Origin of the sequence: Tsukamurella paurometabola DSM 20162 (assembly GCF_000092225.1) — a bacterium.
Classification (GTDB): domain Bacteria; phylum Actinomycetota; class Actinomycetes; order Mycobacteriales; family Mycobacteriaceae; genus Tsukamurella; species Tsukamurella paurometabola.
On record NC_014158.1, the window covers coordinates 476,102 to 493,797 of the forward strand.

Sequence of the window (17,696 nt, forward strand, 5' to 3'; positions counted from 1 at the left end):
TGCCAGGATAGGTGGATCGAACAGGGAGCGGCGCGGTAGCATCGGCTATCCGTTCGTGTGATCTTGGGGGTTGAGATGGTGTACTTGGGGCCCATCATTCTGTTGCTGTGGGTGGCCGCACTCATCGACGTGATCGTCGCGGACGAATACCGCGTGCGTCATCTCCCGAAGTTCGGCTGGCTGATCGTCGTGATCCTGATCCCGCTCGCCGGCTCGCTGATCTGGTTCCTGCTGGGGCGCCCTGTCGGGGCGGTGAACAGCGCGCCGACCAGGACTACCGGATTTCCGGAGTACGAGCGCCGTCATCGGCACATCGCCCAGTACCCCGATGACGACGACGACTTCCTGCGGCAGTGCCGGGAACGCGCCGAGGAGCAGCGTCGGAAGGCCAAGGGGCTCGATGCCCGCAATCTGGGCGAGGAACCGGACCCCAAGGACTGAGACTGCGGCCGAACGCTTGTGCGGCGCTGTGTTCGCCACCATTATGACACTGTGACCGGCGACGAAGCGGAGGCCTTGCGCCGCCGGATCGATGAGCAAGCGGTGCCGTTGGAGTTGATACCGATCGCTCCACTCGGCTTCCGTGATCTCGTCGTGGGTGCGGCTCGCGCGCTGCGCACCAACCCCAGGATCATGTTCGGCCTCACCGCCGTGGTGGTCGGTGTGATGGGGCTGGTCGCGCTGATCGCGCAGCTCTCGCTGGTTCCGGGGGCGCGCGCGACAGGCGTGGCCCGGGCCGATGAGGATGCCCGGCAGGTGTTGGCCGCGCTCGGCGTCGGGTCGGGGGTGCAGGTCGCCAACTCCGCGTTGAGCATGGTGGGCACGCTCCTGGTGACCGGCATGGTCACGGTGGTCGTGGCGCGGTCCGTGCTGCGGCACCGCACCCGCACGGCGATGGCGTGGTCGGTGGCGGGCCGCCGGCTGCCCGCGCTCGCCCTGCTCGGGGTGATCGAGATCGGCATGATCCTGGCCCCGCTGACGGCGGCCGTCGCCGCCGCGATCCTGGTCGCGATCGCAGTCGGTCCGTCCGGTGTGGCGGGGTACGTGATGCTCATCGGGCTGCTGACCGTGGTCGCGGTGTTCGCGATGTGGCCGCTGTTCGCGATGGCGGCGCCCGCCGTCGTGCTCGAACGGTGCGGACCCGTCGCGGCTCTCAGCCGCGCGGTCGACCTGATCCGGCCCGGATACCTGCGGCTGCTGTGGCGGCTGCTCCTGGTATCCGCGACCAGCTACGCGGTGGGACTGCTGATCTGGATCCCGTTCATCCTGCTCGGGCGCGCGCTCTCTCACGCGGACCGCGGCCTGGTGCCGTCCTTGTTCCTGGTCGTCGGCGCAGCGATCGGCCAGACCGTCACCCTGCCCTTCCTGGCTGCGATGAACACGCTGCTGTACACCGACCAGAGGATTCGTCTCGAAGAGGTCGCAGCCGAGCTGCAGCGGGTGGCCGATGAGGCGCCGAGCCCCGACGTCGCCATGGTGTGGCAGGTCACACGCCCCGGTGCCGATGTGGCACCCGGAACGCGTAGTGAATCTCAGTAACGCACAATAGCTCGGTGTCTACCGACCAGAATGTGAGCGCCGATCACGCACTCGGCGCCGAGGACGAGGGTTATCAGAAGTCGCTCACCCCTCGACAGCTGCAAATGATCGCCATTGGTGGAGCCATCGGCACCGGCCTGTTCCTCGGGGCCGGCGGACGTCTCAATTCCGCTGGACCGGGACTGTTCCTGGTGTACGGGATCTGCGGAGTCTTCGTCTTCTTCATCCTGCGCGCGATGGGCGAGTTGGTACTGCACCGGCCCTCGTCGGGATCGTTCGTCTCGTACGCGCGGGAGTTCTACGGCGAGAAGGCCGCCTATGTCGCGGGCTGGATGTACTTCCTGAACTGGGCGATGACGTCGATCGTCGACTCCACCGCGATCGCCCTGTACCTCCACTTCTGGGGGCCGATGCGGGTGATCCCTCAGTGGGCCTTCGCCTTGCTGGCGCTGGCCGTGGTGCTCACCATGAACCTCATCTCGGTCAAGCTCTTCGGTGAGCTCGAGTTCTGGGCCGCGCTGGTGAAGGTGGTCGCGCTGACGGCGTTCCTGGTGGTCGGCACGATCTTCCTGAGCGGCCGGTTCACGATCGAGGGCCAGCGCACCGGGTTGTCGGTGATCTCCGATAACGGTGGCTGGTTCCCGCACGGCATCCTGCCGTTGGCGGTGGTCACCTCCGGTGTGGTCTTCGCATATGCGGCGGTCGAACTGGTGGGCACCGCGGCGGGGGAGACCGAGAATCCCCGCAAGGTGATGCCCAAGGCCATCAACACGGTGATCTTCCGCATCGCGATCTTCTACTGCGGTTCGCTGTTGTTGCTCGCGCTGCTGCTGCCGTGGTCGTCGTACAAAGACGGCGAGAGCCCGTTCGTCACCTTCTTCTCCAAGCTCGGCTTCAGCGAGGCCGGATCGATCATGAACCTGGTCGTGATCACCGCCGCACTGTCCTCACTCAACGCGGGTCTGTACTCGACCGGGCGGATCCTGCGATCGATGTCGGTCAACGGCAGCGCGCCGAAGTTCACCTCACGGATGTCGCGCAACGGAGTGCCCTACGGCGGCATTCTGCTGACCTGCGTGTTCACATTGGGGGGCGTCCTGCTCAACGCGTTCAACCCGGGTCAAGCATTCGAGATCGTGCTCAATATCTCCGCGCTCGGCATCCTGGGCGCCTGGGCCACGATCGTGTTGTGCCAGCTCAAGTTGTACTACGAGGCCAAGGCCGGTCGCATCGATCGGCCTGCGTATCGGCTGTTCGGCGCGCCCTACACCGGCTATGTGACCCTCGCCTTCTTGGCGATCGTGCTGGTACTGATGGCATTCGACACCCCGATCGGCACCTGGACGGTAGCCAGCCTGCTGGTGCTGATCCCGATGCTCATCGTCGGCTGGTACGCCGTGCGCGGCAGGGTCGCCGAGGCGGCGGCTGCGCGCGACGGATACACCGGGACCTTCCCGGTGATCGCGGAACGTCCGAGCCCGCGGGATAAGCGGCGCTGACGCCCGACGGGCCGACTCTGCACATTATGTTGTTGGTCACAGCGTTGGCTGGGCCGTCGTCGCGTCTGGCGTCCGTACGGTGGCGGACGCAGCCCGCCGACTATGCAGTGCCGCTTTGTGTTTCGAGTCGGATCCGGGCATGCGCCGCTCACCAGTGTGATGCGGGGTCACCACCGGCCGGCGAGGCTTCGTGAAACCGGGGGGTGACGAGAAGCGCGAACGCCCGCAGACTGGGATTTCATGCGCATGCCGCGGTGATCGAAACCTGCTCGGGCAGTTGTCCGTTAGATCCGCGGTGTCGTTCGATGCTGGATGCGATCACGAAGTGGAGACGTGACGGTATGCGGATTTCCCGACGTTCGGTGATGCTGGCGGGTGCCACGGCGGCGGCGATCACGGCGGGAACGGGGCGCAGAGCCGCAGCGGCACCGGCACAGGCCGCGGGTGGGGCAGAGTACGTCTCGATCGACCTCACCAGAACCCGAGGTCAGCGGGTCGCCATCAGAGTCACTCTTCCCGGGGGACGCAGCGTCGAGATCGCCGTCCGCCGAACGACGCACGGCCGTGACGACCGGCCGCTGCCGAACACCTCGGAGCTGATCGCCCTCCCTCCGGACACGCTCGATCTGGAGGTGATCACCGACGCCGGCATCGCGCTGACACCGACGCGCTACCGGATCGCGACCGCGCCGAACTTCCAGACGCCCGTCGCCACGCATTACGGCTGGGGCTTTCCCGTGGTGACGCGGACCGGCTGGGGCGCGGACCCGGCGCTCCAGACCTGGGGCGATCCGGAGTACACCCCTGCCCAGGTGATCACCGTGCACCATACGGCGCAGCCGCGGGGCGACGAATACCTCGACTACCGCGATGCGGTCCGCTCGATCTACCGCTTCCACGCCTCTCCGGCTTCCGATGGCGGCCGGGGATGGGGCGACATCGGCTACCACCTGATCATCGATCCCAATGGCGTGATCTACGCGGGCCGCGACACCGGTGCCGACGCCCCGGTCTTCGCGCCCGGAACGTCGACGCTGCGTCCGGGTGCGCCGGTCGTAACCGCCGGGCACGTCTACCAGGCCAACAGTGGCAACATCGGTGTCTGCGTCATCGGGGACTTCACCGGCTCTCAGCCCACGCCCGCAGCGCGGGCGTCGCTGGTCCAGGTGCTCGCGGCCCTGTGTCGCCAGCTGGGACTGAATCCGCAAGCCGCGGTCCGGTACGTGAATCCGAACAACGCCGTGCGCGCGACCTCATGGGCGATTAGCGGTCACCGAGACTGGGCGAAGATCGCCGGACCCACCGAATGCCCCGGTGACGAGCTGTGGGCTCTGCTTCCCGCACTGCGTAGTGCGACCGAGTTCCGGGCTTCCGACGACGGTGCGGTCCCCCGCTCTCCGGTGCCCGGAGCCTGATCACGTCCCGACGGGGCCGGCCGGACCGTCGAGCGCAGCACGGTGGCCGTCGTACAGCCGCAGCACCCTTTGTTTACTTTCAGGCAGTATGAAAAACGGATCGGTTCGGCGGGGGTCGGATAGTCGATATGAGGGGGCGTGATCTGTGGTGTCGATCGGGATCGTCGATACGAAGGCGGCGGCAGAGACGCCGCGGCGATGGACCACTGTCATGCTGCTCGTAGCCGTGACGGCGCCGCAGCTCGGATTGAGTCTGCTCAACCCGTCGATCCCGCAGATGGCGGTGGATCTGCACACCACGGTCTCGGCGGTGCAGCTCACCCTGTCGGGATACATGGCCGGATACGCGGTATCGATGTTCGCCGCGGGAATCCTGGCCGACCGTTTCGACGCACGCACCGTGCAGGCACTGGGGCTGCTGTTGTTCGCCGTGGGTGGCGTGGCCGCGGCCGCGGCACCGAGTGTGGCGGTGCTGGGCGCGGCCCGGTTCGTGCAGGCGATCGGCGGCACGTCAGCGACGGTGCTGTGCCGCTTGGTGATCCAGCGACGCTACCCGGCCGATACCAGAATGCAGCTCCTGACCTCGCTGTCGATCGTGATCGCGGCGACACCGGCGATCTCGCCCTTCCTGGGCTCCGCTCTCGTGCAGGTGCTGGCCTGGCGCGCGTTGTTCCTGGGTCTCGCGGTCGTCGGTGTGATGCTCGCTGTGGCCTTCCTCCTCCTGGTCCCCGCGGCGCCGCCCGAGGTTCCGGTGTCTCCGACCCCGCGAATGGTGGGTCGGGGGATCGCCGAGGCGGTGCGCGAGCGCGGTTTCCGCCGCCACGCGCTCGTGATCTCGCTCGCCTGGATGGGCTACTTCCTGTTCATCGAGCAGTCCTCGTTCGTGCTCCAAGAGCTCCACGGCGCAACGGAATTGCAGTACGGTCTGCTCCTCGTCGTGCCCGCGATCGGGTACATCGCCGGCAGCGTTCTGGTTCGCCGTGCTCCGGCTGTAGTGCGGGCCGTGCGGTTCGGTGCGGTGGCGTCGCTTCTCGGTGCGGCGGCGTTGGTCATCCTTGCGGCCGTCGGTGTACACAACCCGGCCGCGGTCGTGGTGCCGCTGGCGGTGGGGTTCGTCGGTGTGGGCGCAGCGATTCCGTTCTCGCAGGCCGGTTTGCTGGAGCTGGATCTCGCGGCGCAGGGCGTGGGCGCGGGACTGTTCTTCTTCCTGCAAATGGCGTCGGGTGCGGTGTACTCGGTGATCGTCGAGGGGTTGCGCCTGCGTGGTTCGCTGAGCGTCTCGCTCGCGATCGCGCTGCCCCTGTTCTGCCTGGCCGTGACGGTGGCGATCACGACCCGGGCGCGGAATCGTCAGGGGGAGAATGCAAATGCATGAGTACACCGTCTTCGACGCGCACTTCCACATCATCGATCACACCTTTCCCGTGGTGGAGAACAACCGCTTCCTGCCCGATCATTTCGACGTCGACGCCTACCGCGGGCACGCCGAGCGGCTGAGGGTGGTCGGTGGTGCGATCGTCTCGGGATCCTTCCAGGAGTTCGACCAGAGCTACCTGCGCGACGCTCTGCAGCGACTCGGCCCGGGATTCGTCGGAGTGACACAGCTCCCCGCGTCCGTGACCGACGAGGAGATCATCGACCTCGACCGCGTCGGGGTCCGGGCCGTGCGGTTCAACGTCAAACGCGGCGGATCGGAGAGCATCGGCAACCTCGAGACCTTCGCGCGCCGGGTGCACGATGTGGCCGGTTGGCATACGGAGTTGTACGTCGATGCCGCTCACCTCGGCGAACTCACCGACGTGATCGGTGCACTCCCGGCCGTGAGTGTCGACCACTTGGGCCTGTCGGAGGCCGGCCTCCCAGTACTGCTCGACCTGGTCGAGCGCGGAGTCCGGGTGAAGGCCACCGGTTTCGGCCGGGTGGAGCTCGACGTGCGCGCGGCCGTTCGGCGCATCATGGACATCGACCCGACGGCGCTGATGTTCGGCTCGGATCTGCCGTCGACCCGCGCCCGGCGTCCGTTCGAGGACGCCGACATCGATCTGTTGATCGACGAGGTGGGGGAGGACGACGCCGAAGCGGTGCTGCGGACCAATGCGGAGCGGTTCTACCGGATCGCCGGACCGCGGTGAGGTGGAGCCGATGACGGGAATCGAACCCGCGCTACCTGCTTGGGAAGCAGGAGTTCTGCCATTGAACTACATCGGCAACGACGGCATCGGCCAGCGATGTCGTGCGTACGGGCCAGACTAGCACGCGCACCGTCGAGCGCGGGGCGTGCCTAACGCTCCGAACCGGACCGCACTGCGGCCTTCGGCGCCACCCACACGGCGTATGCGGCGGCGAGGAAGGCGAGCCACACGAACCCGACGATCAGCGCCACCCGGGTGTCCGGCTGGAACGCCATCAGCACCGTGACGAACAGTAGGAACGCGATGGCGATCAGCTGGCCGTAGGGCCACAGCGGCACGGGGAACGTCAGCGCCGACTGCTCATCGGCGGACATCGCCGTGCGCTGGCGGTATTGCGAGAACAGGATCATCAGCCACACGAAGACCGTCGCGAAGGTGGCGATCGACGCGATCACCACGAACACGTTCTCCGGGATGGCGGCGTTGAGCACCACGCCCACCAGCAGCGCGGCGGCCATGATCACCACCGTCATCCAGGGAACGCCGTTACGGGAGACCTTCTGCATGATTGTGGGCGCCTGCCCGCGCTGAGCCATGCCGAACATCATCCGGCCGGCGCCGTAGATATCGCTGTTGATGGCCGAGATCGCCGCGGTGATCACCACGACGTTGAGCACGTGAGCGGCGGGCTCCACGCCGAGTGCCTGGAAGATCTGGACGAACGGGCTCGACTCGCTGCTGATCTGGTTCCACGGGATCACCGCCATGATGACGGCCAGCGCCAGCACGTAGAACAGGCCGATACGCACCGGCACCGTGTTGATCGCCTTGGGGATCGTGCGCTCGGGATCTTCTGCCTCCGCGGCGGTGAGCCCGATGATCTCCGAGCCGCCGAAGGCGAACACCACCAGCACGAAGCAGGACAGGAAGCCGAGGAAGCCGGTGGCGAAGAAGCCGCCGTCGCCCCACAGATTGCTCACGCCCCGGCTGGTGTCGTGCATGCCGAAGCCGAAGATCAGCACCGCGATGCCGCCGAAGATCATGGCGACGATCGCGGTGATCTTCACCATCGTCAGCCAGAACTCGACCTCGCCGAACACCTTGACGCGCATCATGTTCAGTGCGCCGATGAACAGGATCACGGCGAGTACCCAGATCCACTTCGGCACGTGCGGGAACCACAGCCCCATGTACGTGCCGAACGCGGTGACGTCGGCGATGCACACGAAGACCATCTCGAAGACGTACATCCACCCCGTCATGAACCCGGCCCGCGGCCCCAGGCTCGACGAGGCGTAGTCGCCGAACGAGCCCTGCGGATTGCGCACCGCCATCTCGCCCAGCGCCCGCAGCACCAGGTAGATCACCAGGCCGCCGATCACATAGGCCAGCAGTACCGATGGCCCGGCCGCCTGGATGGCCTTCGCCGACCCGTAGAACAGGCCGGTGCCGATGGCCGAGCCCAGCGCGATGAACCGGATGTGCCGGGCGGTGAGTCCGCGACGGAGGGGTGCGTCAGTCACGAATCAGCAGTATCCACCACCGATCGCCCCTTCGAGAAACCCGTGCGTCCCGCGGCGCCGGGCTCTGCCCTAGGCTGAACCCGTGCTGCTCTCCGACCGCGACATCCGTGCCCAGCTGGACTCCGGCCGCCTCGGCATCGAGCCCTTCGATACGCAGCTGGTGCAGCCGTCCAGCGTGGACGTGCGCCTCGATGGGCTGTTCCGGGTGTTCAACAACACCCGCTACACCCACATCGACCCGGCACAGCGGCAGGACGAGCTGACCAGCCTCGTCGAACCCGACCCGGGTGAGCCCTTCGTGCTGCACCCCGGTGAATTCGTGCTCGGCTCCACCCTGGAGGTGTGCAGCCTGCCCGACGATCTGGCCGGCCGCCTGGAGGGCAAGTCCTCACTCGGCCGCCTCGGCCTGCTCACGCACTCGACCGCGGGCTTCATCGATCCCGGATTCTCGGGGCACATCACGCTGGAGCTGTCGAACGTCGCCAATCTGCCGATCACGCTGTGGCCTGGCATGAAGATCGGCCAGTTGTGCCTGTTCCGGCTGTCCAGCCCCGCCGACAACCCCTACGGCAGCGCGTCCACCGGCTCGAAGTACCAGGGGCAGCGCGGCCCGACCCCGTCGAAGGCGTACCTGAACTTCCAGCAGGACTGACGGTCAGTCCGGGGCCGCATGGCGGCCGCGCCGACGCGGCTCGGGCTCGGACGGCGCCTGCGTGGGCGGGGCCGGTGGTACGACCGGGGGTTTCGGCTGTGGGCGCGGCGGCGCGGGAATCGGTTCCGATGGACGGGGCGGTGCGGGCCGAACGGGACGTTGCACCGGCATCTGGCCGGTGACCGGGCTCTCCGTCGCCGGTGGTGCCGGTGCCTGCTGTGCCGGTGCCTGTGCCGGTGCGGACAGCGCGGGCTCGGCCACCGCCGGGGCCGCGGCACGCCGCTGACGGACCTTGATCTCCGAAGGATCGGCATCGGGGTGGCTGTGCGTGTACCGCTGCGCCGCCTCGGGGCTCACGGATGCTCGGGTGGGCTTGGCGAGCAGGGTCGCGATCGCGGTGGTCAGCGGAACAGACAGCGCGAGGCCGATGCCGCCGACGAACGACCGCACCAGCTCCACCGATACGGAGTCCGAGGTGAGAACCTGGCCCAGCGGCCGCCCGGCGATCGAGAACAACAGCAGCAGCGGCAGCGCCGACCCCACATAGGCGAACACCAGCGTGTACACGGTCGACGCGATGTGGTCGCGGCCCACGCGCATGGACGAGAGGAACGTGCGGCGGCGCGAGGCCTTCGGCGAGAGCTTGGCCAGCTCGAACGTGGTCGAGGACTGGGTGATGGTCACATCGTTGAGCACACCGAGCGCACCGATCACGAAGCCCGCGAGCAGCACGCCCGAGATCGACAGTTGCGAGGCGTGCGCCTGGAGATTCGTGGCATCGTCACTGCTCAGGCCGGTGACCCGGGTGGTCACCGTGGCCGCCCAGGCCAGCGCGGCGCACACCGCCAAGGCGCACAAGGTCCCCAGTAGCGCCGCGGACGTGCGCAGGGAGACACCGTGCGCCAGGTACAGCACCACGTAGAGGATCACCGCCGAGGCGACCAGAGCCACCCACACGGCGGAATGTCCATCCAGGATCGAGGGCAGCGCGAACAGCACGATCACCACACCCGAGAGCGCCAACCCGACCAGTGCCCGGAAACCCCGCCAATGCGCCACTGCGACGATCACGGCCGCGAAGATCAGTCCCCACACCCACAGCGAGACGCCGCGTGAGTAGTCGTAGAACGAATAATTGCTGGGGGCGCCGGCCACCCCGCCGCCGTTCTCGGCGATCATGATCTTGGTGCCGGGGGTCAGATCGGGCTGGCCCGTGCCGGGCGTGGCCGGGCGCGAAGTGTCGATGCCGTTGGATCCGCTCGAGGGCCCCTGTCCCGGAAGCGAGCTGAAATTGACCCGCATCGTCCCGATGGAGAACTGGGTCCACCTGTTCGTGTCGGGGCCGCTGGTGATCTTCACGGAACTGTTCAAGCAGCCACCGTCGGGATTGGAGACCGGGTGCGGCTCGGTGTCGGAGACCTGACCGTTGCCGCGCGGGCTGAAATCGCACTCGCCCAGCACCTGTTCGGACACGGTGCCCTTGTACAGGGTGGGCGATTCGGGTGCGTTCGGCACGCTCACCCGGAGCTGCGAAGGCCACAGTGCGATCACGCCGATCACCACGGCCACCCCGATCACCGCGAGCAGGCCGACGACCACGCGTGATGCCCATTTGCCGAGCGAGATGGTGCTCAGCGAGTGGCTGTGCACCCCTGCGGCGTGGTCGTGGTCGGCGTGCTCGTCGGTGTCTGTCACGCCCGCAACCCTACTTCTGCTTATAAGAACTCAGGAAGTTGCCGAAGCGGTCGAGCGCCTCGGACAGGTCACGGGCCCAGGGGAGGGTCACCACGCGCAGATGGTCGGGCGTGGGCCAATTGAAACCGGTGCCCTGGACCAGCAGGATCTTCTCCTGGTTGAGCAGATCGAGCACCAGCTGCTCATCGTCGCGGATCTCGTGCACGTTCGGGTCCAGCTTCGGGAAGGCGTACAGCGCGCCCTGGGGCTTGACGCAGCTCACCCCGTCGATGGCGTTCAACTTCTCGAACGCGACGTCGCGCTGCTCCAGCAGCCGTCCGCCGGGGAGGATCAGGTCGTTGATCGACTGGTAACCGCCGAGCGCCACCTGGATCGCGTGCTGCGCGGGGACGTTGGGGCACAGGCGGGTCGACGCCAGGAGGGTCAGGCCCTCGATGAAGCCGGAGGCGTGGTCCTTGGGCCCGGTGAGCACCATCCAGCCGGCGCGGTAGCCGCACACGCGGTACGCCTTGGACAGGCCGTTGAACGTGCAGACCAGCAGGTCGGGCGCGAGTTCGGCGATGGAGATGTGCTGCGCGTCGTCGTAGAGGATGCGGTCGTAGATCTCGTCGGCGAGCACGAGCAGCGAGTGCTTGCGCGCCACCTCGACGATCTGCTGCAGCGTCTCGCGCGAGTACACCGCGCCCGTCGGGTTATTCGGGTTGATCACCACGATCGCCTTGGTGCGCGGAGTGATCTTCGCCTCGATATCCTCGACCGACGGGTTCCAGCCGTTGTCCTCGTCGCAGAGGTAGTGCACGGGGGTGCCGCCGGAGAGCGACGTCATGGCGGTCCACAGGGGGTAGTCGGGCGCGGGGATGAGCACCTCGTCGCCGTTGTTGAGCAGCGCCTGCAGCGTCATGGTGATGAGCTCGGAGACCCCGTTACCGAGGTAGACGTCGCCGATGTCGAAGTAGGGGAAGTCGGGGACCTCCTCGTAGCGGGTCACCACGGCCCGCCGCGCGGAGGCGATGCCCTGCGACTCGCTGTAGCCCTGCGAGGTGGGCAGCGCGTGGATCATGTCGCGGACGATCGAGTCGGGCGCTTCGAAGCCGAAGGTCGCCGGGTTGCCGATGTTCAGCTTGAGGATGCGGTGCCCCTGCGCCTCGAGCCGAGCCGCCTGTGCCACCACGGGTCCACGGATCTCGTACAGCACGTTCTGCAGCTTGGCGGACTGCTCGAGCGGCTTGAGTTCGGTGCGGATGTGGGGCACATGCGGTCGGCTCATGGGCTCTATCGTCGCAGGTTGCGGCAAACGCTTTTCCCGCGGACCGTCAGGCCGGGGTGGCCACCGCCGCGTCCGGCGTGCGCTCGCCCGACGGTGCGCCGGACGGCTGAGCCCGGTGCCGGGCCACGCCGATCGTCAACAGGCCGTAGCCCACGACGATCCAGGCGCCGAGGACGGCGAAAGCGGCCCCGGCTCCCGCGCCGATCAGGGCGTCGGGTGCGAAGAACGCGGCGCCGCGCAGCGCGGTGCCGGTGGCACCGATCGGCAGGCTCTGGCCGAGTACACCCCACACGTGCGGCAGGAATTCCGGCGGCGCGGCGATACCCGCGAGGGGCATTCCGACGAGCATGAAAAGCAGAGCGGCAGGGGCGATTCCCTTGGTTCCCAGCAGTTGCACCAGTCCCGCCACCGTTGCACCGATGGCCAGCATTCCGGCGCTCATCGCGAGCCACTGCGCCCCGAAACCGCCTGGCAGGACACCGATCCACATCGCTGCGCCCACCGCGGCGGCACCCACGACTGCGGCACCGATCGGCAACGCGGCGGCGACGATCTTCGGATGGCCTCCGATCATCACGGTGGACAGTGCCAGGACCATGCCGCTGAGGAACACCGGCATCACCATCGAACCGAAACCGGCTCCCCGCGGATCGTCGACCGAGGGTGGTGCGACATCGGTCACCTGCACGGTGCGGCCCTGCGCGGCGGCGTTGGCGAGTTGGGTGATGAGCGGAGCCACCACGGGGGACGCTCCGGTGGCGGTGATCGCGCGGGGCTGCGCGCCGAGGACGATGCCGCCGTACACCTCACGGTTCTCGGCCGCGGCGATCAATTCGTCGGCCGAGGCGTAGGCCTTCACGTCGAATCCGCCCGGCTGCTGTTCGTCGAGCCGGTCGGAGACCTGCGTGACGGCGGCCTCCGGTCCGACGACGCCGATCGGCAGGTCGTGCGGTGCGCCCTTCGCGGCGGGTGCGGTGAACAGCAGCACGATCAGCGGGATAGCGATCGCCAGCCCGGCGAAGACCGCGGCCAGCGTGGCGTGGTTCTTGCTCATGGGAGCCCTCCAAAGAATTCAACGTTTGATGAATCAGAGGGTACGACCGCGCGCGAACAGAAGTCAACACATGTTGAAATACTGCTAGGATCGACGCATGGGTACAGGCAGGCGGGCGGGAGCCAGCACCGCGAAGGCGGACATCCTCGAGGCGGCGCGCGAGCTGTTCGCCGAAGTGGGATACGACCGAGCCACCATCCGCGCCATCGCGGCCCGTGCGGGCGTCGACGTGGCGCTCGTCTCGTACTACTACGGCAACAAGAAGGGCCTGTTCCGGGGTGTGATGAGCATGCCGGTCGATCCGGAGGCGATCTTCACCGCCGCGCTCGACGGTCCGCGCGACGGGGTGGGCGAGCGGCTACTGCGGGCCGCGCTCACCATCTGGGAAGGGCCGGAGACCTCGGAGGCCTTCCGGGCGCTGCTCCGTGCCGCCGCCGACGCGGACGAGGGCGCGGCGCGGACCTTCGGCGAATTCCTGTCGTCGGTGATGATCCCGACGCTCACCACGCACGCGGGCGTAGGTATCGAGACGGCCCGCGTGGTCGCCAGCAACCTGTTCGGGCTGGCCTTCCTGCGGTACCTGATCGCGGCACCGCTGTTCGTCGCGCCGTCGACCGAGGAATTGATCGCGACCTACGGTGCGGCGGTCCAGCGGATCATCGACGCTGACGCCGGCTGACGCGTCGTGGACCCGGCCGATTTCCGGCCTACGAGCGAGAGGCGCCTTCGTGCGCCGGAAGTCGCCCGGATTCGGGAGCCCGTCGCCGGGTTAGGCCGAGTCCGCCGCGTCCTCGTCGCCCAGATTGTGGAACGCGCGCCCCAACTCCTCGGAGACGTCGATGATCCGCGCCTTCTTGACCTCCGGCTTGTCGATCTCTTCGGCGACGTACTGCGCGATGAAGCGGCGGATCTCGGAGTCCACGCTCGCGACGACGCGCACGATCGACCCGCGGATCGAATGCGATTCCACGTCCACCCAGACGTCCTTGGGTTTGGGTGCGTCCACCTCGATGCGCAGTTCCAGCGGCGCGGCTGCGCGCACGGTGAGCGGCAGCGTGATCAGGCCCGCCACGTCGTAGCGGATGCGGTCCACCTTGAGGTCGATCAGCAGGCCGATCCGCAGCGGGATCTTCACGGTGAACGTGATCAGCTCGCCCACGTGACGGGTGAGCTGCGGTTCGTCGATCTGGACCTTCGCCCACACCTTGGCGACACCACCGGGGCCCGAGGGGATCGGGCCCACGGTGAAGTCGCCGCCGGCGATGTCGGCGAACGCGGAGCCCACACGCTCCTCGTTGACGGCGATCTCGAAGAACCGCCGGCCGAACTCCTCGTAGCTCACGTACTCAGGCACGCGTACATCCTGCCGTACGACCGATAGCGAATCGGGGAACTTCGATCACTTGCGTCCGCCGGGGCGCTTGGCGCCCGCGGCGATGCCGAAGCCCTTCGCCTTCGACTCACCCTTTTCCGCCAGGCTCCGGTCGTCGCCCGACGAGGCCTTCGGGGCCTCCGCGGGAGTTTCCGGTGCCTCAGGCTGCTCGGGCTCCGCGGCCGACGGTGCCTCGGGCTCGGTCTTGTGCTCGGTGTGCTCGCGCACCTCGGTACGTGCCTCGGCGACCTTCTCCTTGATCTCGCCGCCCAGCTTCTTCACTCCGGGGCGCTTGGCGCCCGCGGCGATGCCGAAGCCCGCGGCCTTGGACTCACCGGCGGTGGTCACCGTGCGGTCCTCGGCGGGAGCAGCGGGAGCCTCGGCGGCGGGAGCAGCCGGAGCTTCGGGTGCGGCTGCCTCAGGAGCTGCGGTCTCCGGTGCGGCCGGGGCCGCGGCCGCGGGCTTGGGCGCCCCCGGCTTCTTCGGTCCCGGACGCTTGGCGCCCGCGGCGATGCCGAAGCCCGCGGCCTTGGACTCACCGGCGGTGCTCAGCGTGCGGTCCTCGGCGGGAGCATCCGCTGCGGGGGCGGCGGACGGAGCCGCGGTGGGCTCGGCTGCGGGTGCCTCGGCCGGAGCCGCTGCTGCCGGGGACTTAGGAGCTCCCGGCTTCTTCGCTCCCGGACGCTTGGCGCCGCCGGCCAGCCCGAGGCCCACGGCCGGCTTAGCCGGTGCGGCGGGAGCCGCGGGGGTCTCAGCGGCCGTCTCGGCCGGTGTCTCCGCAGCGGGGGCCGCGGCCGCAGGCTTGGCGCCACCCGGCTTCGGGGCACCGGGGCGCTTGGCGCCACCGGCGAGGCCGAGCCCGACGGCCGGCTTGGCCGGTGCGGCGGGCGCTGCGGGTTCGGCCGCCTCCGCCGCGGGAGCCGCGCCGCCCGGCTTGGGGGCGCCGCCCGGCTTCTTCGGAGCTCCGGGGCGCTTGCCGCCCCCGGCCAGGCCCAGGCCCACCGTCGGCTTGGCGTCCTTCTTCTCCGCAGGCTCGGCCGTGGTTGCCGCCGCGGTCGCCGCCGGAGCCTCCTCGACCTCGGCCGGTGCCTCGGTGGGCACCTCCGCGGGGGCGGCACCGTCGGTCTTGCGGTTCGGGTTCCCCCGCACCAGTCCGTCCGGCAGACCGCGCTTGACCGACTCGAGCAGCATCTGCGCCACATCGACCACCTCGGGCGCCGGAGCGTCCGAATCCGCGGTCTGCGCGGTCACACCGTCGGAGAGCATCACGCGGCAGAAGGGGCAGCCGGTCGCGATCTTCTTCGGCGACGCCTCGGGCGTCGAGGACAGTGTCTCGAGCGCCTCGTCCACCCGGTCGATGTTGATGCGCTTGCCGAGCTGCTCCTCCATCCACATGCGCGCGCCGCCGGCGCCACAGCACATGGACCGTTCGAGGTGCCGCGGCATCTCCTTCAGCGTCGCGCCGGAGGCGCCGATCAGCTCGCGCGGAGCCTCGTAGACCTGGTTGTGGCGGCCCAGGTAGCACGGGTCGTGATAGGTCACGTCCTCGCTCGGGGGCGCCACCGGAACGAGGCGCTTCTCGCGGACCAGCTTGTTCAACAACTGGGTGTGGTGGACCACTTCGTACTGGCCGCCCACCTGTGGGTACTCGTTTCCGAGGGCGTTGAAGCAGTGCGCGCAGGTGACCACGATCTTGCGCTGGTTCACCGGCAGGCCGTCGAACACCTCGTTGAGCTGCTCGATGTTCTGCTGCGCCAGCATCTGGAACAGGAACTCATTGCCCGCGCGGCGGGCCGAGTCGCCGGTGCAGGTCTCGCCCTGGCCCAGGACCAGGAAGTTCACCGCGGCCACGTCGAGCAGCTCGGCCACGGCCTTGGTGGTCTTCTTGGCGCGGTCTTCGTAGGCACCGGCGCAGCCGACCCAGAACAGGTATTCGTATCCGTCGAAGGAATCGGTGTGCTCGCCGTAGACCGGGATGTCGATGTCCATCTCGTCGATCCACGCGGTGCGCTGGCTGGAGTTCTGGCCCCAGGGGTTGCCCTTGTTCTCGAGGTTCTTGAACAGGCCGGCCAGCTCGTGCGGGAACTCCGATTCGATGAGCACCTGGTAGCGGCGCATATCGACGATGTGGTCCACGTGCTCGATGTCCACGGGGCACTGCTCGACGCAGGCGCCGCAGGTGGTGCAGCTCCACAGCACCTCGGGGTCGATGACGCCGCCGAGGTCGTCGCCCTCACCGGCCGGTCCGACCAGCGGACGGGCCGCCTCGGCGCGCGCCTCCGCGGGGATCTTGCCCAGCTTGGTCTCGTCCGGGTTGCCGTCGGCGTCCACGAGGCCGGTCTCGTCGCCTCCCATATCGGTGCTGCCACCGGCCAGGAGGTAGGGAGCCTTGGCGAAGCCGTGGTCGCGCAGACCCATGATGAGCAGCTTCGGGCTCAGCGGCTTTCCGGTGTTCCAGGCGGGGCACTGACTCTGGCAGCGACCGCACTCGGTACAGGTCGTGAAGTCGAGCCAGCCCTTCCAGGAGAAGTCCTCGATCTTGCCGGCGCCGAAGGCATCGGTGTCGGGGTCGGCGGTCTCCATCTCGAGCACCTTGCCGTCCGACATCATCGGCTTCGCGGCACCGAGCGCGCGGCGGCTGCCCAGCTCGCGCTTGAAGTAGATGTTGAAGAACGCGGAGAACCGGTGCCATGCGACGCCCCAGGTGAGGTTGCTCCCCACCAGAAGCAGGAACATCACGCCGGACATCAGCTTGATGAAGGCGAAGACTGTGATCAGGTTCGGGCTGGCGGGCAGCAGCGTGGCCACCTGGCGGGTGAAGAAGTCGGTGATCGGGTCGGCATCGCCGTAGGTGGCGATCTTGCTCGACTTCACCAGGATCATGCCCAAGCCCTCGACGAAGACGATGGCCTCGATCGTGTACGCGGGCAGGAACTTGCTGCCGGCGAACCGGGAGAACAGCTCGGGGTTGCGGGGGTGCTTGATCTGGCGGATGACGATCAGCACGACGATGCCGACGACGGTGCCGATACCGAGCAGCTCGTCCATCAGGCGGTACACCGGCCACGAGCCGATGACGGGCCAGTGGAACGACGGGTCGAAGGTCTGCGGGAGGGCCTCGAACCACAGGATGGCGCCCGCGAGGAAGCCGATCATCACCAGCCAGTGGGCGATGCCCACGGTGCGGTTCTTGATCATCTTGGTGTGGGCGAGGAACTCGACCACCACCTCCGCGGCGCGCGGGATGAACGGCGTCCAGCGGTCGGGCGCGGGCTGCCCCTTGGCGATGATCCGCACCATGCGCAGTGCCCCGCGGAAGAACACCACCCACCCGAGAGCGAAAGCGATCGCGCCGATGGTGCCCAGAGTCAGGGTCAACGCGTTGGTCTCAGCCGCACCGGCGGCCAATGTGTCGGTGTCCACGTTCGTGCACCTTTCTGTCCTGCGGGTACTCGTCAGTACCGCCGGACCAAGCCAGCATCTGACTCAACGGTAGATTGCGATATACGGGGTGCCGCTAGAAGGTTCACCTAACTCGCCCCTCGGTA

The 17,696-nt window shown here is 68.1% G+C and carries 14 protein-coding genes and 1 tRNA gene; 8 read left to right on the forward strand and 7 right to left on the reverse strand.

Annotated features, from left to right (window positions below; all coding sequences use genetic code 11):
• The first annotated feature begins 75 nt into the window (after positions 1–75).
• The 6 genes from TPAU_RS02205 (at position 76) to TPAU_RS02235 (ending at position 6,585) form a co-directional block, all read left to right on the forward strand.
• Positions 76–441, forward strand: a complete 366-nt coding sequence (locus TPAU_RS02205) for a PLD nuclease N-terminal domain-containing protein (protein ID WP_013125135.1) — start codon at positions 76–78, stop codon at positions 439–441.
• Positions 442–492: 51 nt separating this feature from the next.
• Positions 493–1,539: a hypothetical protein gene (locus TPAU_RS02210; protein WP_013125136.1), complete on the forward strand. Its 1,047-nt coding sequence runs from the start codon at positions 493–495 to the stop codon at positions 1,537–1,539.
• Positions 1,540–1,553: 14 nt separating this feature from the next.
• Entirely contained in the window at positions 1,554–3,038 is a 1,485-nt protein-coding gene (locus TPAU_RS02215; protein ID WP_013125137.1) for an amino acid permease, read from the forward strand.
• Between the two features lie 341 nt (positions 3,039–3,379).
• Positions 3,380–4,453: a peptidoglycan recognition protein family protein gene (locus tag TPAU_RS21715; RefSeq protein WP_013125138.1), complete on the forward strand. Its 1,074-nt coding sequence runs from the start codon at positions 3,380–3,382 to the stop codon at positions 4,451–4,453.
• 145 nt (positions 4,454–4,598) lie between these two features.
• On the forward strand, positions 4,599–5,828 hold the full coding sequence (locus TPAU_RS02230; protein ID WP_013125139.1) for an MFS transporter: 1,230 nt from the start codon (positions 4,599–4,601) through the stop codon (positions 5,826–5,828).
• Positions 5,821–6,585 carry an amidohydrolase family protein gene (locus TPAU_RS02235; protein WP_013125140.1) on the forward strand — a complete coding sequence of 255 codons (765 nt, stop codon included), beginning with the start codon at positions 5,821–5,823 and terminating at the stop codon, positions 6,583–6,585. Before TPAU_RS02230 ends, TPAU_RS02235 begins: the two co-directional genes overlap by 8 nt.
• Before the next feature lie 2 nt (positions 6,586–6,587).
• On the opposite strand, the gene TPAU_RS02240 is transcribed toward TPAU_RS02235, so the two are convergent.
• Both TPAU_RS02240 and TPAU_RS02245 read right to left on the reverse strand, forming a co-directional pair.
• Positions 6,588–6,661 (reverse strand) — tRNA-Gly (locus TPAU_RS02240).
• A gap of 73 nt (positions 6,662–6,734) precedes the next feature.
• Positions 6,735–8,108, reverse strand: coding sequence for an amino acid permease (locus tag TPAU_RS02245; protein WP_013125141.1), 1,374 nt, complete (start codon positions 8,106–8,108; stop codon positions 6,735–6,737).
• 82 nt (positions 8,109–8,190) lie between these two features.
• Here TPAU_RS02245 and dcd point away from each other — a divergent pair, with 82 nt between their 5' ends.
• Positions 8,191–8,760 carry a dCTP deaminase gene (gene dcd / locus TPAU_RS02250; RefSeq protein ID WP_013125142.1) on the forward strand — a complete coding sequence of 190 codons (570 nt, stop codon included), beginning with the start codon at positions 8,191–8,193 and terminating at the stop codon, positions 8,758–8,760.
• A 3-nt stretch (positions 8,761–8,763) separates the two neighbouring features.
• Here dcd and TPAU_RS02255 read toward each other — a convergent pair whose 3' ends face one another.
• From TPAU_RS02255 to TPAU_RS02265, 3 genes are read right to left on the reverse strand one after another with little or no spacing between them, the layout of a single operon-like run.
• Positions 8,764–10,455, reverse strand: a complete 1,692-nt coding sequence (locus TPAU_RS02255) for a YibE/F family protein (RefSeq protein ID WP_013125143.1) — start codon at positions 10,453–10,455, stop codon at positions 8,764–8,766.
• A 10-nt stretch (positions 10,456–10,465) separates the two neighbouring features.
• Positions 10,466–11,722, reverse strand: coding sequence for a pyridoxal phosphate-dependent aminotransferase (locus TPAU_RS02260; protein ID WP_013125144.1), 1,257 nt, complete (start codon positions 11,720–11,722; stop codon positions 10,466–10,468).
• Between the two features lie 46 nt (positions 11,723–11,768).
• Positions 11,769–12,776 (reverse strand): hypothetical protein, encoded by a 1,008-nt coding sequence (locus TPAU_RS02265; RefSeq protein ID WP_013125145.1) that lies wholly within the window; start codon positions 12,774–12,776, stop codon positions 11,769–11,771.
• A 97-nt stretch (positions 12,777–12,873) separates the two neighbouring features.
• Here TPAU_RS02265 and TPAU_RS02270 point away from each other — a divergent pair, with 97 nt between their 5' ends.
• Entirely contained in the window at positions 12,874–13,455 is a 582-nt protein-coding gene (locus tag TPAU_RS02270; protein ID WP_013125146.1) for a TetR/AcrR family transcriptional regulator, read from the forward strand.
• A 90-nt stretch (positions 13,456–13,545) separates the two neighbouring features.
• On the opposite strand, the gene TPAU_RS02275 is transcribed toward TPAU_RS02270, so the two are convergent.
• Positions 13,546–14,130: a hypothetical protein gene (locus tag TPAU_RS02275; RefSeq protein ID WP_013125147.1), complete on the reverse strand. Its 585-nt coding sequence runs from the start codon at positions 14,128–14,130 to the stop codon at positions 13,546–13,548.
• A gap of 45 nt (positions 14,131–14,175) precedes the next feature.
• On the reverse strand, positions 14,176–17,571 hold the full coding sequence (locus tag TPAU_RS02280) for a (Fe-S)-binding protein (RefSeq protein ID WP_013125148.1): 3,396 nt from the start codon (positions 17,569–17,571) through the stop codon (positions 14,176–14,178).
• Between the last annotated feature and the right edge of the window lie 125 nt (positions 17,572–17,696).

Bases quoted from the DNA above. Each gene is read 5' to 3' on its own strand.
- TPAU_RS02265 (WP_013125145.1), bottom strand. From the start codon at position 12,776: ATGAGCAAGAACCACGCCACGCTGGCCGCGGTCTTCGCCGGGCTGGCG.
- TPAU_RS02235 (WP_013125140.1), top strand. From the start codon at position 5,821: ATGCATGAGTACACCGTCTTCGACGCGCACTTCCACATCATCGATCAC.
- TPAU_RS02260 (WP_013125144.1), bottom strand. From the start codon at position 11,722: ATGAGCCGACCGCATGTGCCCCACATCCGCACCGAACTCAAGCCGCTC.
- TPAU_RS21715 (WP_013125138.1), top strand. From the start codon at position 3,380: ATGCGGATTTCCCGACGTTCGGTGATGCTGGCGGGTGCCACGGCGGCG.
- TPAU_RS02205 (WP_013125135.1), top strand. From the start codon at position 76: ATGGTGTACTTGGGGCCCATCATTCTGTTGCTGTGGGTGGCCGCACTC.
- TPAU_RS02270 (WP_013125146.1), top strand. From the start codon at position 12,874: ATGGGTACAGGCAGGCGGGCGGGAGCCAGCACCGCGAAGGCGGACATC.